This is a genomic window from Actinospica sp. (assembly GCF_035552695.1).
Classification (GTDB): domain Bacteria; phylum Actinomycetota; class Actinomycetes; order Streptomycetales; family Catenulisporaceae; genus Actinospica.
Map to the genome: position 1 here is coordinate 23,601 of NZ_DASZKT010000177.1, position 22,096 is coordinate 45,696.

Below are 22,096 nucleotides of genomic sequence, written 5' to 3' on the forward strand. Positions count from 1 at the left end.
CGCGACACCGGTTTGTCGTACCGGCGGCCTGGCGACGTCAGCTCAACCCCGCCGCGCGCGCTCTCGTCACCACGGCGGGCAGGGCCTCGAGCACGGCGTCGACGTCGGCGTCGGTGGAGGTGCGGCCGAGGGAGAAGCGGAGCGAGCCGCGGGCGAGGTCCTCGCCGGCGCCCATGGCGAGCAGGACGTGGCTGGGCTGGGCGATGCCCGCCGAGCAGGCCGAACCGGTCGAGCAGGAGATGCCGCGGGCGTCGAGCAGCAGCAGCAGGGAGTCGCCCTCGCAGCCGGGGAAGCAGAAGTGCGCGATGCCGGGCAGCCGGTCGGGGGCGTCGCCGGGCTTGGCCTGGCCGAGCGGGGGGCCGGAGAGCACCGCGTCGGGGACGGTGGCGAGCACGCCCTCGATGAGCCGGTCGCGCAGGGCGCTCAGCCGCTCGAACTCGGCGGGCTGGGCGGCGTGCGCGGCGGTGGCCGCGGCGGCGAACGCGGCGATCGCGGGGGTGTCCAGGGTGCCGGAGCGCACGTCGCGCTCCTGGCCGCCGCCGTGCTGCAGCGCCGTCAGCCTGGTCTCCCGGCCGAGAAGCAGCGCGCCGACGCCGATCGGGCCGCCGAGCTTGTGGCCGGTGATCGCCATCGCGTCCAGGCCGCTCGCGGCGAAGTCCACCGGCAGGTGCCCGGCCGCCTGGATCGCGTCCGAGTGGATCGGCACGTCGTACCGGTGCGCTATCCCGGCCAGCTCGGCGATCGGCAACACGGTGCCGACCTCGTTGTTCGCCCACATGACGGTGACCAGCGCCACGGTCTCCGGCGCCGCGGCCAGCGCCTCCTCCAGCGCCTGCGGCCGCACCGAGCCGTCCGGCTGCACGGGCAGCCAGCTGATTTCGGCGCCCTCGTGCTGCTCGAGCCAGAACAGCGCGTCGAGCACGGCGTGGTGCTCGATCCGCGCGGCCACGATCCGTACCCGGCGCGGGTCCTCCTCGCGGCGGGCCCAGTACAGGCCCTTGACGGCCAGGTTGTCCGCCTCGGTGCCGCCGCCGGTGAACACGATGTGGCTGGGCCGGGCGCCGAAGGCGGCGGCGATCGCCTCCCGCGACTCCTCGACGACCCGGCGGGCGGCGCGCCCCGGGCCGTGCAGCGAGTTCGCATTGCCGACGAGATCGAGCTGCGCGTTCAGCGCGGCGATCGCGTCGGGGTGCAGGGGCGTGGTCGCGGCGTGATCGAGGTAGGTCATGGCAAGGTCGATTCTAGTGTGCCGCCGCGCCGACCAGGCCCGGCGCCCAGATTGCCGGGAAAACGGAACGTCCCCCCTCCACCAGGCTAGGGCGGAAGGGGGACGTATGCGCCGGATTCGAACGGGTCCGCGCGAGGAAATGCCGGGCGCGCGGCTACTTGCGCTTGGCGATCTCCTCGGTGGCCTGCGGGACCACGTTGAACAGGTCGCCGACCACGCCGTAGTCGACGAGCTCGAAGATCGGCGCCTCCGGGTCCTTGTTGATCGCGACGATGGTCTTCGAGGTCTGCATGCCCGCGCGGTGCTGGATCGCGCCGGAGATGCCGCAGGCGACGTAGAGCTGCGGGGATACCGTCTTGCCGGTCTGACCGACCTGCGACTGGTGCGGGTACCAGCCCGAGTCCACCGCGGCGCGCGAGGCGCCCACGGCCGCGCCGAGCTGGTCGGCGAGCGCCTCGATGACGGAGAACTTCTCGGCCGAGCCGACGCCGCGGCCGCCGGAGACCACGATCGCGGCCTCGGTCAGCTCGGGGCGGTCGCCCTTGGCCACGGCCACCTTCTCGACGACCTTCGCCAGCTTCGCCGACTCGCTCAGCTCCACCGAGACGTCCACCCGCTCGGCCGCGGCGGTCTCCGGAGCAGGCGGAGTGGCGTTCGGCCGCATGGCCACGATCGGGGTGCCCGCGGTCACCGCCGAGTGCACGATCGAGGAGCCGCCGAAGATGGACTGCTCGGCGACGAACGTGCCGCCTTCCAGCTTCAGGTCCACCGCGTCGGTCAGGATGCCGGAGCCGGTCTTGATCGCCAGCCGGCCGGCGATCTCCTTGCCCTCGGCGGTCGCGGCGACCAGCACGGCGGCGGGCGACGCGTCGGCCACCAGCTTGGCCAGCAGTTCGGCCTTGGGGGCGACGACGTAGCCGGTCAGCTCGGCGGACTCGCCGACGTACACCTTGGCCGCGCCGTACTCGCCGAGCTTGTCCTTGGCCTTCTCGAAGCCGGCGCCGACGAACACCGCGCTCGGCGTGCCGAGCTCGCGGGCCTTGGTCAGCAGCTCGAGGGTGACCTTCTTGACGTCGCCGTCGGTGTGCTCGACCAGGACGAGGATCTCAGACATGTGATTCGGTTTCCCTTCCCTGGCCTAGACGAACTTCTTGGTGGCGAGGAACTCGACGAGCTCGACGCCGCCGTTGCCCTCGTCGGTGACGATGGTGCCCTTGGCGCGCGGCGGGGCCACGGTCGCGTCGACCACCTTCGTGTGCGAGCCGGCCCAGCCCGCGGAAGCGGCGTCGAGGCCGATAGCGGCCAGGTCGAGCGTCTCCACCGGCTTCTTCTTCGCGGCCATGATGCCCTTGAAGGAGGGGTAGCGCGGCTCGTTGATCTTCTCGACCACGGAGACGACGGCGGGCAGCGTGGCCTCGACGACGTCGTGCCCGTAGTCGGTGAGCCGGTTGATGCGGATGGCGGAGTCGTCCACCTCGACCTTGGCGGCGAACGTCAGCTGCGGCAGGCTGAGCCGCTCGGCCAGCAGCGCCGGCACCAGCGAGGTGCGCGCGTCCGAGGCCTCGGAGCCGAAGATGAGCAGGTCGTACTCGAGGGTGCCGAGGACCTTCGCGAGCGCCTCCGAGGTGGCGAGCGCGTCCGAGCCGGCCAGCGCGGGGTCGGTGAGGAAGACGGCCTTGTGGGCGCCCATCTGCAGCGCCTTCTTATAGGCGTCGGTGGCGTCCTCCGGGCCCATCGAGACGACCGTGACCTCGCCGCCGTGCTTCTCGACGAGCTGCAGCGCCTCTTCGACGGCGAACTCGTCCATCTCGTTGATCAGTCCGTCGACCGCGCCGCGGTCCACGGCCAGGGTGTCCGGGTCCAGCCGCTTGTCCGCGGCCGTATCCGGCACCTGCTTCACCAGGACGACGATATTCATGCTCCGGAGCCTCCGTGGGGAACGAACTCTCTTCTTCGGACATCGTAGTGGGGATCGCCGACGAAACTACCGTTCAGTAATGTGTGCTGGGTCACACCATTAGAGCCACTCGGACCCGAATCGCCATTGCCTGTTATCAGATGGTTATCACGGCCCGGGCGTGCCGTGGCGCGCGAGGCAATACCGTACTGAAGCCATGTCACCTTGGGGGAGGTCGCGCCTCCCGCGCGCGCAGAGAATCGAGTCCTGATCCGCAAATGAGTCAGAGGGTTAACCCGTCCGGGGAGGGGCCCGAGGGCGAAGAGCCGAAGGACACGGGCCGGCAGCCATCCGCGTATCCGACGCATCCGCAGGACCCCTGGGGCTCTCCGCGCAAGAAGCGGCGCGATCGGGCGCGGGCCTCGGCCAAGTGGCTCGTCGGGCTGCTGCTCGTCGGCGTGATCGCGTTCGGCCTCTGGCCGCGTCACCACTCCCCCACCCCGCTGAACGCGGCTCCCGCGGGCACCGCCGCGCCGTGGACGGCAGCCGCCACCAAGGCCGACGCGTCGCGCTCCGCTTCGGCCTCGCCGACTCCGACCTTCACCAACAAGGACGACCAGTACTTCACCGGCTCCCCGGCGCTCAACTGGGCGGACAACGAGGCCGGCTTCGTCCTCCCCAAGGCGGCGGCGGTCAACGGCGTCGGCAGCGGCTATATCGCGGAGGGCTATCAGGAGCTGGAGAAGCTGATGGAGGCGGGCGGCCTGGACGCGACCGTCCTCGACGGCGGCTCGGTCAGCGACTTCACGAAGCTGCTCGATCCGTCCAGCGGCACGGCGAGGAAACTGAACTCCTGGCTGGCTCAGCCGAGCTACGAGCACGATCCGGTCCAGCTGGTCACCCGCTTCAATCCCGCGACGACACGCCTGGTCGGCCACACGGTCAAGGTGAACGGCTCGATGTCGGCGGCCGCCGGATCACAGGGCCACACCGCGCTTCTGACGGCGGATTACGTCTTCGTCTACGTGGTCAGCCCGGTCTCGAATCCGTCGGACACCGAGCGTGTCATCGTCCACCGCACGCTGCAGATCGAGGCCGTGAACCCGAACTACTACAACTACGTCGCCGGCGAGGCCTGGGTCTACAGCTACGCCGTCTCGAAGGCGAACATCCAGTGCTACCGGTACGACGGATACGTCGACCCCGCATTCGGCGACAGCGCGCAGCCGAACCAGACCGGCACGGTCGACGCGTACGCCACGGGCAACCAGCTGACCGCCTCACCGCAACCGAGTTCCGGCTCTAGCTCCACGCAGGGAGCATGCCAGGCCGTCAACGGCACCTGATTCCGGGCGTGGCCACGTGTCACCTATCGTCGCGCGATCCCCCAGCCCCAGCCCCCAGCCCTCGACGACCGGCGACCGGCGTCCGGCGACACGCGGCCACGCTCAACCGCACACCAACCACGACAGATCACCGAACGCGGGCGATCTATCACGTAATGTGCTCAACATGAAGACGACCCCGGCCGCGCCTCCCGCGGAGTACTGCGGAGCGTTCCCCGGACTGAGCGCCGCCGGAACCCGCGTGCCGTGCACCCCGGGCGAGTGCCCGACCGGCCAGATCTGCCGCGCCCTCAAGCGCCTCGACCGCGAGGCCGGCCTGGCCCGCGCCCACCGCGACGCCGCCACCCGCTACGTGGACGAACTCCTGGACGCCTCCGAGCACCGCTGAGTCGGGCGATCCCGCGCCGTTGAAACTTCGCCGCTGATATTCTCTGCGGCCTGATGAAGCGGCTCATACCCGGCGACGGCCTCGACCTGCTCCGGCGCAATCGGCGCTTCCGCAGGTACTACTTCGCGCGGATGTCTTCGGTCATCGGTTCTCAGTTCACGTACGCGGCCGTGCCGCTCGTCGTACTCGCCGACTACCGCGACCCGCTCGCGGCCGGAATCGTGTCGGCCTGCGGCTACGGCGGCAATATCGCATTCGGCATCGTCGCCGGGCTGATCGTCGATCGGGTTCCGCACCGCGCGATCATGCTCGTCGCGGACTGCGGCCGCTTCGTGCTGCTGATCGCGTTGGGCCTGCTCCTTCTCGGCCCACATCTGCCGCCGATCACGGTGGTCTACGCGACCGTGCTGCTCGTGGCCGTCTTCTCCGCGGCGTTCAGCGCCGCGGACAGCGCGATGAGTCCGAGAGTCGTCCAGGCCGACGATTTCGCACAAGCGCTGACCATGAGCTCAACGCGCGACTCGGCGATCTCCCTGCTCGCTCCGATGATCAGCGCCGCGATCGTCGTGGAGCACCCGGCGATCCCATTCCTGGTCGACAGTGCTTCTTACCTGATCTCGTTCGTATTCCTGCGCACCGTACGAGTCCCCGCACCGGAACCACGGCAAAGCCCGGCACGCGAGCCGTGGCTGCGTACCGCGACGGCGGGATTTTCCGCACTATCGGCCAGGCGGTCCCTCCTCCTGCTGACAGTCGGCACGGGCGTGCTCAACTTCGGACTTCAGGTGTGCGTCTACCTGACGCTGTTTCGAGCCGTGCAACAGGGCCACGCGTCTCTCGCCGGAGTGATCCTGGGCCTGCAGTCGGTCGGGCTGCTCGTCGGATCCGTCTTCGCCAAGCGTGTGTTCACGCGAATCCCACCCGCGGACATAACGGCCGTCCATGCGGTCGTGTGGGCAGGTTCCTTCATCGTCTTCGCCGCGGTCAGAAGCGTGTGGGCCGCGTGCATCGTCCTGCCGCTCATGTGGACGACCGCGCCGACGTTCCGCACCGTCATCTCCACGCACACGGTTGCGGTCGTACCGGAGCGGGCCTTGGGACGCGTCAACGCGGCGATGTCGCTGATCGCCATGTCGGTAGCGGCGCTCAGCCAGACGAGCGCGGCCTTCGCGGTCACCAGAAATGGCACGTCCCTGCTGCTGGGCCTGCTGGCGTCGGCGGCGGTGAGCGTTCTGCTGGGCGGAGTGGCGCTGCCCACGCGTACCGCACGGATGAGCCTGCCGTGCCACGGTCGCCAGAACGCCTGAGGGCCCCGCCTCTCGCGAAGCAGGGCCCTATATAAGGTGCGGCGCCGGATCCGACGCCGGTCGCCGCGCCGGTGCTAGTCCGGGAAGTGACAGGCCACCCTGTGCTCGGCGCCGGTCGGGTGGATGCCGCCGATCTGGAGCAGCGGGGGCTCCTGGCTGGCGCAGATGTCCTGGGCCTTCCAGCAGCGGGTGCGGAAGCGGCAGCCGGACGGCGGGTTGAGCGGCGAGGGGACGTCGCCCTGCAGCAGGATCCGCTCGCGGTTGGCCTCTTCGCTCTTGCGCTCCGGGTCCGGGATCGGAACCGCAGAGAGCAGCGCCTGGGTGTACGGGTGCCGGGCCGAGGCGTAGAGGTCGTCGCGGGGGGCGATCTCCATGATCTTGCCGAGGTACATGACCGCGACCCGGTCCGAGATGTGCCGGACGACGGACAGGTCGTGCGCGATGAACACGTACGCCAGGCCCAGCTCGTTCTGGATGTCCTCGAAGAGGTTGACGACCTGCGCCTGGATCGACACGTCGAGCGCGGAGACCGGCTCGTCCGCGACCAGCAGCTTCGGCTTGAGCGCGAGGGCGCGGGCGATGCCGATGCGCTGGCGCTGGCCGCCGGAGAATTCGTGCGGGTAGCGGTTGTAGTGCTCCGGCGAGAGGCCGACGAGCTCGAGCAGGTCCTGCACGGCGCGCTTGGTGCCGTTCGGCGTCTCGACGCCCTGGATCTCGTAGGGCGCGCCGACGATCGTGCCGATGGTGTGCCGCGGGTTGAGCGAGGACTGCGGGTCCTGGAAGACCATCTGGATGTCCCGGCGCAGCGGGCGCAGCTGGCCCTGCGACAGGTGCGTGATGTCGTGGCCCTGGAAGCTGATCGAGCCGCCGGTGGGCTCGAGCAGCCGGGTCAGCATCCGTCCGGTGGTGGACTTGCCGCAGCCGGACTCGCCGACCAGGCCCAGGGTCTCGCCGGGGCGGACGCTGAAGTCCACGCCGTCCACGGCCCGGACCGCGCCGACGGTGCGGCGCAGCAGCCCGCGGCGCACCGGGAAGTGCATCTGCAGGCCGGACACGCTCAGCAGCGCGTCGGGGTCGGCCACGGTGGTACCGCCGACCACGGCCTCGGACACGGGGTTCGCGAAGTTGTCCGTGCTCACAGGTGAGTCCTGATCTGTTCGTCGAAAGTCTGCCGGCGTACCTCGACCGGCAGGTGGCAGCGGACCAGGTGGCCCGGCTCGCCCGCGGTCGGCTCCAGCTCGGGAACGGTGGTGCTGCACACGTCCTGGCCGATCGCGCTGTACCGTCCGCACAGCTCGGTGAAGCCGCAGCGCGGGTGGAAGGAGCAGCCGGAGGGCACGTTGATCAGCGACGGCGGGTTGCCCGGGATCGGCACCAGCCGGTCGAGGACCGGGCGGTCGAGCCGCGGCATCGAGCCGAGCAGACCCCACGCGTACGGGTGCTCCGGCGAGCTGAACACGGCCTTGGCCGGTCCGTATTCGACCGCCTTGCCGCCGTACATGACCATGATGTCGTCAGCGAGCTCCGCCACCACGCCGAGGTCGTGGGTGATGATGATCAGCGCCGAGCCGAACTCCTTCTGCAGGTCCCGCATCAGGTCGAGGATCTGCGCCTGCACCGTCACGTCCAGGGCCGTGGTCGGCTCGTCGGCGATCAGCAGCTGCGGGTCGCACATCAGCGACATGGCGATCATCGCGCGCTGCCGCATACCGCCGGAGAACTGGTGCGGGTAGTCGTCCACCCGCGAGTTCGGCTGCGGGATGCCGACCCGGTCGAGCATCTCGATCGCCCGCTTGCGCGCGGCCGACTTCGAGACCTTGTTGTGCACCCGGTAGGCCTCGGTCAGCTGCGAGCCGACGGTGAAGTAGGGGTGCAGCGCGGAGAGCGGATCCTGGAAGATCATCGCCATCTTGTTGCCGCGCAGCTCCTGCACCCGCGCGGGCTCGGCGGAGACCAGGTCCTCGCCGTCCAGCAGGATCTCGCCGGTGATCCGGGCGCCGCCCTTGCCCTTGCGGTCGGCCCGCTTGTGCAGGCCGAGCAGGGAGAGCGAGGTGACGGACTTGCCGGAACCCGACTCGCCCACGATGCCGAGGGTCTGGCCGCGCTCCAGCGAGAAGCTGACCCCGTCCACGGACTTGACCAGGCCGTCCTCGGTGCCGAAGTGCACGTGCAGATCACGCACGTCGAGGAAGGGGCGCGCGCCGGTCCGCGCGTCTTCGGTGTTCATGGACTGTGCTCCCGGGGTGGACTTCGATCGGTCGGCGGAATGACGGGACGGCGTCACGAGACCCTCACCCTCGGATCGAGCGACGCGTACAGCACGTCCACGATCAGGTTCGCCATGATGATGAAGAACGCGCCGAACAGCGTGATGCCCGCGACCGTCGGGAAGTCCTGGTTGCCGATCGAGGTGATGGCCAGCGAGCCGATTCCGTTGAGGCTCAGCGACTTCTCCACCAGCACGGCACCGCCGAGCACGCTGCCGAGGTCCAGGCCGAAGATGGTGACGATCGGGATGATCGCGGCGCGCAGCGCGTGTTTGAAGATGACCGTGCGTTCGGGCAGGCCCTTGGCTCGCGCGGTGCGGGTGAAATCCTCGTTCATCGCGTCGAGCATGCCGCCGCGGGTGAGCCGGGTGTACAGGGCCGCGAAGCTGAAGGCCAGCGCGAACCACGGGATGAGCAGGCCGGCGAACCAGGACCCGGCGTTCTGCGTGATCGGCGTGTACGAGGGCACCTGAAGAATGTTGTTGTTGTACGCCAGCACCAGCGCGAGCAGCGGGCCGACGAAGTAGACCGGCAGCGAGACGCCGGTGAGCGAGATGCCCATGAAGAACCGGTCCATGAACGAGCCCTTGCGCACAGCCGAGATCACGCCGGAGACGACGCCGAAGCCGAGCCAGAGCACGCCGCCGCCGATGGCGAGCGAGAGGGTGACCGGGAAGTACTGCAGGATCGTCGGCCACACCTGCGTGTAGTTGCGGAAGGAGTAGCCGAGGCACGGCGCGTTGCACTGCACCAGGCTGGTGCCGTTGCTGTACTGCGTGCCGACGACGATGCCCTTGACGTAGTCGAAGTACTGCACGAAGAAGGGCTTGTCGAAGCCGAGCCGGTCGATCACGCCCTGCAGAGCGGCCGGGGAGGTGTTGCGGCCGACATACTGCCGCGCCATCTCCTGAATGCTCTCCCCGCCCCACTGGGGCAGGATGTAGAAGATGAAGAACGTCGCGAGGGTGACGACAAGAAGGAGCCCCACGGCGGCGAAAAGGCGCCGAACAATGAACATGAGCATACTGATGCGGCGCCGGTGCGATCGGCCCGATCCCGGTGGGGACCGGGCCGATCGCACCTAACCCGCCTTCACCTGCCTTCTCTAAGGGAAGAGCGGTCGAGTTAGTGCTGGATACTGCTGTTACTTCGTACTTCGGTGCCTGTTGACCGGTAGGTCAGCCGGTGGCACCGATCGCGGCGAAGTCGTACGCGCCGTAGGCGTCCATGAAGTAGACGTTGGTCGCGTTCTTCGAGCGGACGTCGAGCGCGGTGGCGTCCAGCAGCGGGACGATGACCGCCTGCTGCAGGGCGTACGCGTCGGCCTTGGCCCACAGCGCGTTACGAGCGGACGAGTCGCTGGTCTCCTCGGCCTGCTTCAGGTAGCCCATGAAGGTGTTGTCGGACCAGTACGAGTAGTTCGACGCGTTGCTCGAGTAGTTCACACCGGCGGAACCGACCATGAACTGCAGGAAGCCGTTGCCGTCGGGGAAGTCGGGACCCCACGCGGCGTTGGCGACCAGCACGCGGTTGCTCTTCTCCCAGCTGAAGTTACCGATCGTGGTACCCCAGTTGGAGAACTTGAACTGCTTCACGCTGGAGGTGAAGCCGATCGCGTTGAGCTCGGTGACGATCGCGTTGCTCATGTCGACGTTCTTCGGCTGGTCGGAGAACGCGCTGACGTTCACCGTCGGGTTCCACTTGGAGCCCTCGGCCGTCTGGCAGGAGGAGACCAGGCCCTTCGCCTTGCTCACGTCGCCGATGTTGCCGCCGGTCGCGTAGACGTTGGTGTCCACGTAGCCGTTGACGGTCGGCGGGATGATCGTCGTGGCGATCTGGCCGGCGCCGATGGCGCCACCCGCGACTGACTGGACCTGCGCCTTGTTGATGGCGTACTCGATCGCCTGGCGGCAGTCGAGGTTGTCCAGCGGGGCGACCTGGGTGTTCAGCGCGAGGTAGTCCTCGAAGCCGTCCACCGGGTCGTCGGCCAGGGCCTTGTCGGTCGGGTTGCCCAGAATCGTGCCCTGCGAGGAGGTGTCCACGCCGACGGCGCCGATGTCAGCCTGCGCGCGGCTGTGCAGGATGTCCTGGTCGATCGTGGTCTGCGAGACGTTGACCTTGATCGTGATCTTGGCCGCGTGCACCTTGTGCAGATTGTTCGGGTCCGTCGAGGACGAGTAGTTCGGGTTCGGGACCAGAACCATCTGGCTGTCCGGCGAGTACGACTGGACCTCGTACGAGCTGGAGGAAATCACGTGGTTCGCGTAGCTGGTGCCCTGGTCGGCGCCGGCCTGGATGTCGAACGGAGCGGTCTCCGGCAGCGTCATCAGGTAGTCGAAGTCCGACACCGGCTGGTTCAGCTTGAAGGTGATCGTCTGGCCGCTGACCGTGATGCCCGACGGCAGCAGGCTCGGCACCTGGCTGGCGCTGGTCTCCAGCGTGCCCGCCTTGGTGTTCGTGTTGTTGATGTACTCCTTGAAGTAGCTCGGACCACCGGTGATGATCGAGCCCCAACCGCCGGAGCGGGAGATCGAGTACGCGACGTCCAGGGCGGTGACCGGGTCTCCGTTGGAGAACTTGACGCCGTCGCGGACCGTGTAGGTCCATGTCTGGTTGTTGTTCGAGGACTTGCCGAGGCCGGTCGAAAGGTCCTCGGTGATGCTGTTGGACGCCTTGCCCGGCTGCTCGTCGAAGGCGAGCATGGTCCGCGCCCAGAGCCGCGAGACGTTCCAGTCGGTGGCGTCATACGTGGCATTCGGGTCCGCCGACTGGAGCGCGGAGGCGTCCTCCAGTACGACGTTTCCGGTGGTCGAGCTGCTGGCGTTGACCACACTGGTCAACGCGGCGTTGTAGCCGGCCCCCGCGGAGCTCGAACCGCCTGAGCTGTTTCCACAGGCGGCGAGCGTCAGGCCGACAGCTGCCACCATCGCGGAGCTCGCGACTATTCGCTTTCTACGCATTGCGCTCCAAAGCCCCTTTTCTACGGTCGAGCACGTCGTGGTGCCGAGAGTTGGGAGAGTCACCGGGAGGCCTTCGGATCGAGGGCGTCCCGCAATCCGTCGCCGAGCAGGTTGAAGGCCAGCACGGTGAGGAAGATCGCGATGCCGGGCACGAGCAGGAACTCGGGGTCCGACTGGTAGTAGTTGATGGCCCGGTCCAGCATCAGTCCCCAGGACGCGGTCGGCTCCTGGATGCCCACGCCGAGGAAGGACAGCGCGGCCTCGAACAGGATGTTGGTGGGGATCAGCAGCGTGGCGTAGATGATGATCGGCGCGACGAGGTTCGGCAGGAGCTCCTTGACGAGGATCCGGCTCGGCTTGGCGCCGAGCACCCGGGCCGCGTCGACGAACTCGCGCTCGCGCAGGGCGAGCACCTGGCCCCGGATGATGCGGCCCATGTACGGCCAGGAGAAGAAGCCGATGATCACCCAGAGCATGCCGACCTGGAGCGTCAGGCCGCTGAAACCGAGGAACGTGGGGTTCTCGTTGATCACCACGGCCAGCGAGATCGCGAACAGCAGCAGCGGGAAGGCGAGCAGCACGTCCATCGTGCGGCTGATCACAGCGTCGATCCAGCCGCCGAAGTAGCCGGCGATCATGCCCATGGCCACGCCGATGATGATGGCCAGCACGGTGGAACCACCGGCGACCATCAGGGAGATGCGCGCGCCGTAGATGACGCGGGAGAACAGGTCGCGGCCGCCGGGCATGTCGATGCCGAGCCAGTGCGTCCCGGATATGCCGCCGCCGCCGCCGATCGGGACCTGGTAGTTCGGGTCGATCAGGTTGGTGTGCAGTGTGTAGGGGTCTGAGCCCTCGATGCCGGAGAGCAGCGGCGCCGCGATGGCCGCCACGATCAGCACGATGATGAAGATCCCGCTGACGACCGCGACCCGGTCCTTCTTGAACCGGTTCCACGCGATGCGGCTGAGGGAGCGACCCTCGATCTTGCCGACACCGGCGGCGGCCGCGACTTCGGGCGTGAAGCTCGCGTCCCCCGCGTCCTCGATCAAGGTCATCGCGTCGTGTCCTGTCTTCTGGTCGGTTCGACCGGCGTTTTCCCACCGTTTCGCGGCAGGGATCACCGCCGCGCCCGGTGTTTTGATGCCAAAGTCCCAGCTGTTTTCGGAGTGAAGCCTCTCCCAGCGTCCAGCATTTGGGAAGATCTGGCGGAGCTCCGTTGCGTAACCGTGATCACTCGGCCATAAGGTTGTTCTCACCGCAAATGGAAGAACACGGGGCGTAGTGGATCAATCGCCCACATCACCCACCGAGCCGCGCAATCCGGGTAGATCGGCCGGCCCGGGAGACCTTCGCTCCGAAAGCACCCGCCAGCGTACAACACGCGTCCGGATGGCAAGACGCCGGTACGCGGAAAAAGACCGTACCGGTGTTCGATGTCCGTGCGGTGAAGGACAGCTCATATGAGCGGTACGCAGCGGAGATGAAGCCGCGATGAACGGCCGATGAAGAATACTGATTCGCCGGGGAAGCCGCCGCGGGCTACGTGGGGTTCCACAGTTCGTGGTCGGCGCGGAGCAGCAGCAAGGAGCGCGGCGCCAGGATGACGGGCGTTCCGGCGCCGAGCACGTCGTCGTCCCGGGCTCCGGGGTCGGCGTCGAGCGTGGTGTCGACGACGACCTGGTACCAGCGGGCCCACGGGTCACCCGGGAGGGTGAATTCGAGCTCCTCGGCGCCCGCGTGCAGCACCAGGAGGAAGCTGTCGTCGGTGATCCGCTCGCCGTGCGGACCGCGGCCGCGGATGTCCTGGCCGGACAGATACACCCCGAGCACGCTTGCCGGGGCGAACCAGTCCGCGTCGGTCATCTCCTTGGCGTCCGGACGGAACCAGGCGATGTCCTGCAGCCCGCCGGGGAACGCCGGCTGGCCGCTGAAGAAGACGCGCTGCCGCAGCACGGGATGCTGTCTGCGCAGGTGGATCAGGCGGCGCGTCAGGTCGAGCAGGCTGCGCCACTCGGGATGCTTGAGCAGCGACCAGTCCAGCCAGCTGGTCTCGTCGTCCAGGCAGTAGGCGTTGTTGTCGCCGCCCTGGGTGCGGCCCAACTCGTCGCCGGCGACCAGCATCGGCACGCCCGTGGCCAGCAGCATCATGCCCAGCAGGTTGCGGATCTGACGGCGGCGGACCAGGTTCAGCTTCAGGTCGTCGGTCTCCCCCTCGACACCGTAGTTGCTGGACCGGTTGTCGTTGCTGCCGTCCCGGTTGTCCTCGCCGTGCGCCTCGTTGTGCTTCTGCTCGTAGGTGACGAGGTCGCGCATCGTGAAGCCGTCGTGCGCGGTGATGAAGTTGATCGACGCGTAGGGGCGGCGGCCGTCGTCCTGGTAGAGGTCGGACGAGCCCGAGATCCGGTAGGCCAGATCGCGCACGTCGGGCCGGCCGCCGCGCCAGAAGTCGCGGGCGGTGTCCCGGAACTTGTCGTTCCACTCGGTCCACAGCGGCGGGAACTCGCCGACCTGGTAGCCGCCCTGCCCGACGTCCCAGGGCTCGGCGATCAGCTTCACGTCCTGCAGCACCGGGTCCTGCGAGATCACGGTGAGGAAGGAGGAGAGCTTGTCCACGTCGTGCATCGAGCGGGCGAGCGCCGAGGCGAGGTCGAAGCGGAAGCCGTCCACGCCCATCTGCGTGGCCCAGTACCGCAGCGAGTCGGTGATCAGCTGGATGACGTGCGGCTGGGTCACGTTCAGCGTGTTGCCGCAGCCGGTGTAGTCCTGGTACGTCGCGGGGTCTTCGCCGAGCCGGTAGTAACAGTCGTTGTCGATGCCGCGGAAGGAGAGCGTCGGGCCGTTCTCGCCGCCCTCGGCCGTGTGGTTGTAGACGACGTCGAGGATGACCTCGATCCCGGCGTGGTGCAGTGCGGCGACCATCTCCTGGAACTCGCGCACCTGACCGCCGCGCCGGCCGCGCCGTACCGCGGCGCTGTAGCCGGCGTGCGGGGCGAAGTAGCCGATCGAGTTGTAGCCCCAGTAGTTGACCAGGCCGCGCTCGAGCAGGTGCGGCTCGGAGACGAAGTGGTGCACCGGCAGCAGCTCGACCGCCGTGATGCCGAGGTTGACCAGGTGGTCGATCACGGCCGGGTGCGCCAGGCCCGCGTACGTGCCGCGCAGCTCCTCGGGCACTCCGGGGTGACGCATCGTCAGTCCGCGCACGTGCGCCTCGTAAATAACAGTTTCCGACCACGGCGTGAACGGCCGGGGTCCGGTGTCGGCGCCGTCCCGCTCGTCGACCACGACGCCCTTGGGCACGAAGGGTGCCGAATCGCCGGGGTTCTGACCGTACACGGCGTCGTCGAGCTCGAAGTCGCCGGTCACCGCGCGGGCGTACGGGTCGAGCAGCACCTTCTCCGGGTTCCAGCGGTGGCCGAGCTCCGGCTCCCAGGGCCCGTACACCCGAAAGCCGTAACGTTGGTCGGGTTCCACCCCGGGCACGTAGCCGTGCCAGACGTGGAAGGTGGACTCGGTCAGCGGGACCCGGTGCTCGGTGCCGTCCTCCTCGAACAGGCACAGGTCAACGCCGCTCGCCCCGGCCGCCCACAGCGCGGCGTTCACCCCTTGGCCGTCGAAGCTGAGACCCAGCGGACGCCAGGACCCGGGCCAGGCCCGCGACCCGGTTCGAGCCATGAAAATGCACACTCCCTACGTTCGCCTGGGACGCCCCATGCAATACCCTGGGCGACGGGAGATAACCTCAGTTCCCGCCGAAGCGACCCGGAGGCATCATGGCGCAGACCTGGGAGAGTGGGCTACCCGAAGCCGCGCGCGCCCGGATGCACGAGATCCGGAACACGGCGACCTGGGGCTCGGCGCTGAGCACGCAGGAGTTCAACGCGATCAAGGGAGTCGGCTTCGACCCGGTCGGCCAGGTGCTCGGTACTGCCGTGTACCAGATCGGCTACCAGGGCGGATACGGCTGCTCGGGCGCCTGGAGCGGCTACCTCGGGCAGGGCCTGTCGACCGATGTCTCCTCGCGCGCGTGGGCCCCGTTCAGCGCGCTGGTGCAGGCCATGTACACGGCCCGGCAGACCGCGATCGGCAGGGCGGTCGCCGAGTGCCAGGCGCTCGGCGGGGACGGCATCGTCGGGGCGGCGCTCAAGGTGCAGCGCTTCGTGACCGGCGGCCTGGAGTTCACCGCGCTCGGCACGGCCGTGCGGGCCCGCGGGAAGGTGCGGCCCAAGAAGCCGTTCACCTCGCACGTGACCGGCCAGGAGTTCGCCAAGCTGATCCACGCGGGCTACGTGCCGACCGGACTGGTCCTCGGCATCTCGATCGCCTCCCGGCACGACGACTACCGCACCCGCGCGGCGCTGAGCCGCTGGGCCGGCAACCAGGAAGTGCCCGGCTACACGCAGCTGATCAACAACGCCCGGCACGACGCGCGCAACCAGCTGATGAAGGACGCGCGCCAGCACGGCGGCGACGGCGTCGTGGTGGACGAGGTGGACCTGCGCATCGGGGAGCGCGAGTGCCCGGCTTACCAGGGGGGACGCGACCACATCGCCGAGGCCTTCCTGCTCGGCACGTCCATCGCCCGCTTCGAGCGCTCCCACCGGGAACCCGCTCCCAAGGCCCTCACCATCATGCGCCTCGACTACAAGAAGACGGCAGGTTTGTGAGATGACCGACGAGACCACCGCGAAGACCCTGCACGACGAGGGCGTGCCCGAGGACGCGATGCGCCGGCTGTCGCAGCTGCAGCCCGGCAAGGGCGGCATCTTCACCTCCGACCTGACGGTCAACGAGTTCCTGCTGGTGCGCGAGGTCGGGTTCCGGCCGCTCGGCCTGGTGCTCGGCTCGAGCATCTACCACGTGGGCATCCAGCTGGGCCGCTGGTCGAAGAACCAGGAGATGGACGTCCTCTCGCAGGCGATGTACCACGCCCGGGAGCTGGCGATGAGCCGGATGGAGGCCGAGGCCAGCGCGCTCGGCGCGGACGGCATCGTCGGCGTGCGCCTCGACGTCGAGTTCAAGGAGTTCGGCGCGGACATCGCCGAGTTCATCGCCATCGGCACCGCGGTGAAGGCGGAGGACGGCGTGGACCACGGCGACCACGCGCACGGCTGGCGCAACAACAAGGGCAAGCCGTTCACCTCGGACCTGAGCGGCCAGGACTTCTGGACGCTGATCCGGGCCGGCTACGCGCCGCTGGACCTGGTGATGGGCTCGTGCGTGTACCACATCGCCCACCAGCGCTTCGGCCAGGTGCTCGGCAACATGGGCAGGAACGTGGAGATCCCGCAGTACACCCAGGCGCTGTACGACGCTCGTGAGCTCGCGATGAGCCGGATGCAGGCGGAGGCCGAGACGCTGCACGCCGAGGGCATCGTGGGCGTGCAGTTGAAGCAGCACTCACACACCTGGGGCGGCCACACCACCGAGTTCTTCGCGATCGGCACCGCGGTGCGCCCGCTGCGTGCCGACCACGTGATCGACCGGCCCACCATGGTGCTGTCGCTGGACAACTGAGACCATGGGTTCCATGGGTGGAGAACTGGAGCCGACCGGCTCCGACAGCATGGATGTGGAACTGCTGGCCGCCGCGCTGCGCCAGGACAGCGCCGACCTGGACGTCTACGCCAAGGTGTTGTCGGTGAACCTGGTCGAGTCCCTGCCGCAGGGCGCGGTCCAGGTGGAGCGCAAGCGCAGCATGTCGGACCGGGTGGCCGGCCGCGAGGGCACGGTCACGTCGCTGGACGTATCCCTCGGCGACGTCCGGCTCAGCCTGCGCATGGACCGCGGCCGACCCGTCGGCGAGATCTGCAAGGAGGTGCGCGGCGTCGTGCTCTCCCGGCAGCAGGTCGGCCTGGACGAATGGATCTCCGCCCTGGCGAGAGGCATCGCCGAGACCGCGGAGTCGAGCGCACGGGCGCGCGAGGCGCTACAGAAGTATCTGGGTGGGTGAATTCGTCCCCGAACGTTCCCTAATACGTGCACATGTATCTGTTGACACGTAAGGCGTCAGGCCAATAGCTTCATGCGACCGCGCGGCTGCCGCGCGGTTTCATCGTTCTGATGCCCATGGAGGGGAACTTGATCAACTATTACACCGGCGTGCTCAAAAACTACGTCGGGTTCGAGGGGCGGGCGCGACGCGCGGAGTACTGGCAGTTCACGCTCGTGAACTTCGTCATCAGCCTGGTCGTCGAGCTCATCGGCGCCGCTGTGAAGTTCCCGCTGCTCGACACGATCTACGGCCTCGCGGTCTTCCTGCCCGGCCTCGCGGTGTCCGTGCGCCGGCTGCACGACACGGGCCGCAGCGGCTGGTGGAACCTGATCGTGTTCACCTGCATAGGCATCATCGTCCTGATCGTGTTCCTCTGCCAGGACAGCAAGCCGGGGCCGAACAAGTACGGCGAGAACCCGAAGGGCATCGGCAACCAGCCGGTCGACCAGTACGGCAACCCGTACAACGCCGGGTACTAGAAGAACCGCGGGCCCCCGGATCGCGCCGGGGGCCCGTCGTCAGCTCATCGCGGCTAGAACCGCGCGGGCTCCGTGTAAGTGCCGAAGACGTCCTTGAGGACGCCGCAGATCTCGCCGAGGCTGGCCTCCGCGCGGACGGCGTCGAGCATCGGGGCGATGAGGTTCACGCCCTCGGCCTCGGCGCCCTGCTTGAGCTCGGCGAGGGCGGCCCGCACGGCGGCGTTGTCGCGGTGCTCGCGGCGGGCGGCGAGGTCGCGGTTCTGGGCGAGTTCGACCTCGTGCGAGATGCGCAGGATCTCGAGGGGCTCCTCGATCGACTCCGTGTGCGCGTTGACGCCGACGATGCGCTTCTCCCCCTTCTCCACCGCCTGCTGGTAGCGGAATGAGGCCTCGGCGATCTCGCCGGTGAAGTAGCCCTCGTCGATGCCGCGCAACAGGCCGGACGTGATGGTGCCGTCGCCGCCGATGTCCTTGATGCGCTGGAAGATCTCCTCGGCCTGCGCCTCGATGCGATCGGTGAGCGCCTCGACGTACCACGAGCCGCCGAGAGGGTCGGCGACGTTGGCGACGCCGGTCTCCTCGAGGATGACCTGCTGCGTCCGCACCGCGATCTCGGCGGCCTTCGCGGAGGGCAGCGCGAGCACCTCGTCGAGCGCGTTGGTGTGCAGCGAGTTGGTGCCGCCGAGGACGGCGGACAGTGCCTCGATGGCCGTGCGCACGATGTTGTTCTCGGGCTGCTGAGCAGTGAGGGACACGCCGGCCGTCTGCGTGTGGAAGCGCAGCCACTGCGCCTTGTCGGTCTTCGCGCCGTACACGTCGCGCAGCCAGCGGGCCCAGATCCGGCGGGCCGCGCGGAACTTCGCGATCTCCTCGAAGAAGTCGATGTGCGCGTCGAAGAAGAAGGACAGGCCGGGCGCGAACACGTCGATGTCCAGGCCGCGGGACAGGCCGAGCTCGACGTACCCGAAGCCGTCGGCCAGCGTGTACGCGAGCTCCTGGGCGGCCGTCGACCCGGCCTCGCGGATGTGGTACCCGGAGACCGACAGCGGCTTGTACGCGGGGATCTCGCTCGCGCAGTACTCCATCAGGTCGCCGATCAGGCGCAGGTGCGGCTCGGGCGGGAACAGCCATTCCTTCTGCGCGATGTACTCCTTGAAGATGTCCGTCTGCAGAGTGCCGTTGAGCTGGGCAGGTGAGTAGCCCTGCCGCTCGGCCGCGACCACATACATGCAGAAGACCGGCACGGCCGGGCCGCTGATGGTCATCGACGTGGTCACGTCGCCGAGCGGGATGTCCCGGAACAGCACGTCCATGTCGGCCGCCGAGTCGATCGCCACGCCGCAGTGCCCCACCTCGCCGAGCGAGCGCGGCTCGTCCGAGTCGCGGCCCATCAGCGTCGGCATGTCGAAGGCGACGGAGAGCCCTCCGCCGCCCGCCGCCAATATCGCCTGGAACCGCTCGTTGGTGTCCGCCGCGCTGCCGAAGCCGGCGAACTGCCGGATCGTCCACGGCCGCCCGCGGTACCCGGTCGGGTAGAGGCCCCGGGTGAACGGGTACCGCCCCGGCCAGCCGATCCGTTCGAAGCCCGGATGACCTGCGGCTTCCTCGTCCGTAGCCGGTCCGTACACCGGTTCTGTGGGCTCACCGCTGATGGTGGTGGTGTCCCGGTCGGTCTTCCGAGCGGCCTCGTAGGCCGCCTGCCACCGCTCTCTACTCATGCCTCCAAAGTACTAGGACGTCCAAGTAACTGTCGACGGGGGCCGCTGAGCAGTACGAACGAGCTTGAGGACCGGTCCCCGCGGGCCCTCACTAGCCTGCTCCGCGTGACGCATGAGGGGACGACATCCCACTTAGACCTGTCGAGCATCGGCGCCGAGCCGCTGGCGGCCGAGGACCCGACGCAGATCGGGGCCTTTCCGATCCAGGCCGTACTGGGCTCCGGAGGAATGGGGCGGGTCTATCTCGGTGCGGCGCCGGAGGGGTACGCCGCGGTCAAGCGGGTGCTGCCCTACCTGAGCAACGACAAGACCTTCCTGCGGCACTTCGGGCAGGAGCTCGACAATCAGGCGCGGCTGCCTTCCGGCGTCAGCGCGCGGCTGCTGGCGGCGGACCGGACGGCGCGGCCGCCGTGGTTCGCGACCGAGTACATCCCGGGTGTCACGCTGCACGATTCGGTGTACCTGAACGGCGGGTCGCTGCCGATCGAGACGGTGTGGCTGCTGCTGCGCGAGCTCGCCGCGCGGCTGAAGGCGGTCGCCGCGCTGGAGATGGTGCACCGGGATCTGAAGCCCTCCAACGTGATGCTGACCGGCTCCGGCGTGACGCTCATCGACTTCGGGGTGGCGCGCGCGGCGGATCAGAGCACGGTGACGGCCACCGGGATGATCGTCGGCACGCCCGCCTACATGGCCCCGGAGCAGGCGCGCGCGGTGAAGGCGATGACTCCGGCGGTGGACGTGTTCTCCCTGGCCGGCGTCATCGCGTTCGCGGCGACGGGCGAACCGCCGTTCGGCGCGGGCTCCGGCACCGATCTGCTGTTCCGCATCGTGCACGAGGCGCCGGATCTGTACGCGCTGCGTGCGCTGGACGGCGAGCTCGCGAACGTCGTCGAGTCCTGTCTCGCGAAGGACCCCGCGCAACGGCCGTCCGCCGCCGAACTCGCGGAGCTCGCCGGGCGGCACGTCGCGCCGGGGCGTCCGCGGTGGCCCGCGGTCATCGCGGAGCGGATCGCGATACGCGCCGAGTTCGCCGCCGCGACCCGGGTGAGCCACGCCGACGCCGAGGGAGTCACCGAGTTCGAGCCGCCGGAGCGGGAACAGCAACCAGCGCCGGAACAGGAGCAGCAGCAGGAGTCGGCCGGGGTGGACGCCGAGGCCGAGACGGTGCCGGTGGCGTTCGAGCCGGTGAACGTGGACGAGGCGGAGAAGCAGGCGAGGGAGAAGGAAAATCCGCACGGCAAGGATCGCAGGCGGAAGCGGCTGGTGCTGATTCTGCCGCTGGTCCTGGGCATGGGAACGGCCGGGACGCTGATCGCGACGAACAACGTGCCTTTCGTATCGTCGGCGGGCGGCGGCAATCCCACTTTCTCGGTTTCCAACACGCACACCGGCACGAAGGCCGGAGCCTCGGCATCCGCTCGGCCCACGGCGTCGCAGAGTGCGCATCCATCGAGTTCGGCGTCCGCGGCGGCAACAGCATCGGCGTCGGCTGATTCGAGTGCTGCGAGCGACTCCCATTCGACGAGCAGCGGCAGCGGCTCGTCCGGCACAGGCGGCTCGAACTCGGGGAGCGGCGGGACGGTGGTGACGAAGACCACGACGAGGACGACCGCCGCAGGCGGCCCGGCGGCCGGTCCGAGCAGCAGCGAGGGCCTGGTCAGCGGCTCGGAGGTCACCGTGAACGACTGCGCGGGCTGGATCGACTACAGCAGTTCGATCTTCTACGGCTACGTGTCCGCGGGCTCCGCCGCCGGTTGCGGGGGCACATTCACCTACAGCTCATCCATCCAGAGCGTCACGACCGCGGACCTCTCGGCCTCGGACGGCGGTAAGTCCTCCGCGAACAGCTGCAACGGCTGCTTCTATGTCGGCACCTGGAAAGTCACAGCGGAGATCTGCGTCTGGAACAAGGACGACGCCACCGACGAGAAGTGCTCCGCGACCTACACCTATGACAGCGCCACCAACAAGATCACCTCGAACTGAGGAGCGTGTGCCGGCTCCAGCGTGTCAGCCCTCGGCAAAGTCGCCGGAGGCCAGGCGTAGATCCCGCAGCGTGGCGAAGAGCGAGTCGTGCTGCTCGGTGCTCAGGGCGCCGAGGCCGAACTCGGCGGCCATCAGATCGGCCGTCGCCTTCTCCGCCACGCGGCGGCCCTGCTCGGTGATCTCGGCGAGCACGCCGCGGCCGTCGTTCGGGTTGGGCCTGCGGGTGACCAGGTCGGACTTCTCCAGCCGGTCGATGATGTTCGTCACCGACGTCGGGTGCACCTGGAGGCGCTCGCCGATCTTCGACAGCGGGAGGGAGCCCTTCTTGCTGAAGACCAGCAGCACCAGGGCCTCGTAGCGCGCGAACGTCAGGCCGTACGGCTTCACTATCGCGTCCACCTCGGCGAGGACGAGCTGGTGCGCGCGCATCAGCGAGGTGACCGCGCGCATCGAGCTCGACTCGCCCCAGCGGTCCTGCCAGAGTTCGAAGGCCCGCTGGACCGGATCGAAGGAGAGCACCCCGAG

The 22,096-nt window shown here is 68.7% G+C and carries 19 protein-coding genes; 8 read left to right on the plus strand and 11 right to left on the minus strand.

The annotated features are described in order from the left end of the window. Nucleotides 1-37: 37 nt before the first annotated feature. The 3 genes from VG296_RS20720 to VG296_RS20730 all read right to left on the minus strand — a co-directional run bounded on the left by VG296_RS20720 (nt 38) and on the right by VG296_RS20730 (nt 3,146). Nucleotides 38-1,228, minus strand: a complete 1,191-nt coding sequence (locus VG296_RS20720) for a cysteine desulfurase family protein (RefSeq protein ID WP_325568062.1) — start codon at nt 1,226-1,228, stop codon at nt 38-40. A gap of 154 nt (nt 1,229-1,382) precedes the next feature. Next, a complete protein-coding gene (locus VG296_RS20725) occupies nt 1,383-2,342 on the minus strand; it encodes an electron transfer flavoprotein subunit alpha/FixB family protein (protein WP_325568064.1) in 960 nt (319 codons plus the stop codon). Between the two features lie 24 nt (nt 2,343-2,366). Continuing rightward, entirely contained in the window at nt 2,367-3,146 is a 780-nt protein-coding gene (locus VG296_RS20730; protein WP_325568066.1) for an electron transfer flavoprotein subunit beta/FixA family protein, read from the minus strand. A 257-nt stretch (nt 3,147-3,403) separates the two neighbouring features. Between VG296_RS20730 and VG296_RS20735 the strand changes: the two genes are divergently transcribed. The 3 genes from VG296_RS20735 to VG296_RS20745 all read left to right on the plus strand — a co-directional run bounded on the left by VG296_RS20735 (nt 3,404) and on the right by VG296_RS20745 (nt 6,166). After that, the gene (locus VG296_RS20735) at nt 3,404-4,471 is read left to right on the plus strand and encodes a hypothetical protein (protein WP_325568068.1); all 1,068 of its coding nucleotides are present in this window, start codon (nt 3,404-3,406) and stop codon (nt 4,469-4,471) included. A gap of 166 nt (nt 4,472-4,637) precedes the next feature. Continuing rightward, nucleotides 4,638-4,859 carry a hypothetical protein gene (locus tag VG296_RS20740; RefSeq protein ID WP_325568069.1) on the plus strand — a complete coding sequence of 74 codons (222 nt, stop codon included), beginning with the start codon at nt 4,638-4,640 and terminating at the stop codon, nt 4,857-4,859. A 53-nt stretch (nt 4,860-4,912) separates the two neighbouring features. After that, on the plus strand, nt 4,913-6,166 hold the full coding sequence (locus VG296_RS20745) for an MFS transporter (RefSeq protein ID WP_325568071.1): 1,254 nt from the start codon (nt 4,913-4,915) through the stop codon (nt 6,164-6,166). A 74-nt stretch (nt 6,167-6,240) separates the two neighbouring features. On the opposite strand, the gene VG296_RS20750 is transcribed toward VG296_RS20745, so the two are convergent. From VG296_RS20750 to glgX, 6 genes are all read right to left on the minus strand, one after another. Then, nucleotides 6,241-7,278 (minus strand): ABC transporter ATP-binding protein, encoded by a 1,038-nt coding sequence (locus VG296_RS20750; protein WP_414641115.1) that lies wholly within the window; start codon nt 7,276-7,278, stop codon nt 6,241-6,243. A gap of 23 nt (nt 7,279-7,301) precedes the next feature. Then, on the minus strand, nt 7,302-8,393 hold the full coding sequence (locus VG296_RS20755; RefSeq protein ID WP_325568073.1) for an ABC transporter ATP-binding protein: 1,092 nt from the start codon (nt 8,391-8,393) through the stop codon (nt 7,302-7,304). 53 nt (nt 8,394-8,446) lie between these two features. Beyond that, entirely contained in the window at nt 8,447-9,457 is a 1,011-nt protein-coding gene (locus VG296_RS20760; protein ID WP_325568075.1) for an ABC transporter permease, read from the minus strand. A gap of 154 nt (nt 9,458-9,611) precedes the next feature. Further along, a complete protein-coding gene (locus VG296_RS20765) occupies nt 9,612-11,360 on the minus strand; it encodes an ABC transporter substrate-binding protein (RefSeq protein WP_325568076.1) in 1,749 nt (582 codons plus the stop codon). A gap of 92 nt (nt 11,361-11,452) precedes the next feature. Next, nucleotides 11,453-12,451 (minus strand): ABC transporter permease, encoded by a 999-nt coding sequence (locus VG296_RS20770; RefSeq protein ID WP_325568078.1) that lies wholly within the window; start codon nt 12,449-12,451, stop codon nt 11,453-11,455. Between the two features lie 484 nt (nt 12,452-12,935). After that, complete coding sequence (glgX, locus tag VG296_RS20775; protein WP_325568080.1) at nt 12,936-15,068, minus strand: glycogen debranching protein GlgX; 2,133 nt, start codon at nt 15,066-15,068, stop codon at nt 12,936-12,938. Between the two features lie 98 nt (nt 15,069-15,166). On the opposite strand from glgX, the gene VG296_RS20780 reads away from it, so the two are divergent. From VG296_RS20780 to VG296_RS20795, 4 genes are all read left to right on the plus strand, one after another. After that, nucleotides 15,167-16,060, plus strand: a complete 894-nt coding sequence (locus VG296_RS20780; RefSeq protein WP_325568082.1) for a heavy metal-binding domain-containing protein — start codon at nt 15,167-15,169, stop codon at nt 16,058-16,060. 1 nt (nt 16,061) lies between these two features. Beyond that, nucleotides 16,062-16,910, plus strand: a complete 849-nt coding sequence (locus VG296_RS20785) for a heavy metal-binding domain-containing protein (RefSeq protein WP_325568084.1) — start codon at nt 16,062-16,064, stop codon at nt 16,908-16,910. A 13-nt stretch (nt 16,911-16,923) separates the two neighbouring features. Next, nucleotides 16,924-17,346, plus strand: a complete 423-nt coding sequence (locus VG296_RS20790) for a hypothetical protein (RefSeq protein ID WP_325568086.1) — start codon at nt 16,924-16,926, stop codon at nt 17,344-17,346. 131 nt (nt 17,347-17,477) lie between these two features. Then, a complete protein-coding gene (locus tag VG296_RS20795; RefSeq protein WP_349259645.1) occupies nt 17,478-17,867 on the plus strand; it encodes a DUF805 domain-containing protein in 390 nt (129 codons plus the stop codon). Nucleotides 17,868-17,920: 53 nt separating this feature from the next. Here VG296_RS20795 and VG296_RS20800 read toward each other — a convergent pair whose 3' ends face one another. Continuing rightward, nucleotides 17,921-19,585, minus strand: a complete 1,665-nt coding sequence (locus tag VG296_RS20800) for an acyl-CoA mutase large subunit family protein (RefSeq protein ID WP_325568090.1) — start codon at nt 19,583-19,585, stop codon at nt 17,921-17,923. 105 nt (nt 19,586-19,690) lie between these two features. Here VG296_RS20800 and VG296_RS20805 point away from each other — a divergent pair, with 105 nt between their 5' ends. Next, a complete protein-coding gene (locus VG296_RS20805) occupies nt 19,691-21,571 on the plus strand; it encodes a serine/threonine-protein kinase (protein ID WP_325568092.1) in 1,881 nt (626 codons plus the stop codon). Between the two features lie 24 nt (nt 21,572-21,595). Here VG296_RS20805 and VG296_RS20810 read toward each other — a convergent pair whose 3' ends face one another. Continuing rightward, a complete protein-coding gene (locus VG296_RS20810; protein ID WP_325568094.1) occupies nt 21,596-22,090 on the minus strand; it encodes a MarR family transcriptional regulator in 495 nt (164 codons plus the stop codon). Nucleotides 22,091-22,096 lie beyond the last annotated feature (6 nt).

Coding starts and splice junctions, on each gene's coding strand:
- VG296_RS20725 (WP_325568064.1), bottom strand. CDS start 2,342: ATGTCTGAGATCCTCGTCCTGGTCGAGCACACCGACGGCGACGTCAAG.
- VG296_RS20740 (WP_325568069.1), top strand. CDS start 4,638: ATGAAGACGACCCCGGCCGCGCCTCCCGCGGAGTACTGCGGAGCGTTC.
- VG296_RS20760 (WP_325568075.1), bottom strand. CDS start 9,457: ATGCTCATGTTCATTGTTCGGCGCCTTTTCGCCGCCGTGGGGCTCCTT.
- VG296_RS20790 (WP_325568086.1), top strand. CDS start 16,924: ATGGGTGGAGAACTGGAGCCGACCGGCTCCGACAGCATGGATGTGGAA.
- VG296_RS20730 (WP_325568066.1), bottom strand. CDS start 3,146: ATGAATATCGTCGTCCTGGTGAAGCAGGTGCCGGATACGGCCGCGGAC.
- VG296_RS20720 (WP_325568062.1), bottom strand. CDS start 1,228: ATGACCTACCTCGATCACGCCGCGACCACGCCCCTGCACCCCGACGCG.
- VG296_RS20800 (WP_325568090.1), bottom strand. CDS start 19,585: ATGAGTAGAGAGCGGTGGCAGGCGGCCTACGAGGCCGCTCGGAAGACC.
- VG296_RS20765 (WP_325568076.1), bottom strand. CDS start 11,360: ATGGTGGCAGCTGTCGGCCTGACGCTCGCCGCCTGTGGAAACAGCTCA.
- VG296_RS20755 (WP_325568073.1), bottom strand. CDS start 8,393: ATGAACACCGAAGACGCGCGGACCGGCGCGCGCCCCTTCCTCGACGTG.
- VG296_RS20770 (WP_325568078.1), bottom strand. CDS start 12,451: ATGACCTTGATCGAGGACGCGGGGGACGCGAGCTTCACGCCCGAAGTC.
- VG296_RS20785 (WP_325568084.1), top strand. CDS start 16,062: ATGACCGACGAGACCACCGCGAAGACCCTGCACGACGAGGGCGTGCCC.
- VG296_RS20745 (WP_325568071.1), top strand. CDS start 4,913: ATGAAGCGGCTCATACCCGGCGACGGCCTCGACCTGCTCCGGCGCAAT.
- VG296_RS20780 (WP_325568082.1), top strand. CDS start 15,167: ATGGCGCAGACCTGGGAGAGTGGGCTACCCGAAGCCGCGCGCGCCCGG.
- glgX (WP_325568080.1), bottom strand. CDS start 15,068: ATGGCTCGAACCGGGTCGCGGGCCTGGCCCGGGTCCTGGCGTCCGCTG.
- VG296_RS20735 (WP_325568068.1), top strand. CDS start 3,404: ATGAGTCAGAGGGTTAACCCGTCCGGGGAGGGGCCCGAGGGCGAAGAG.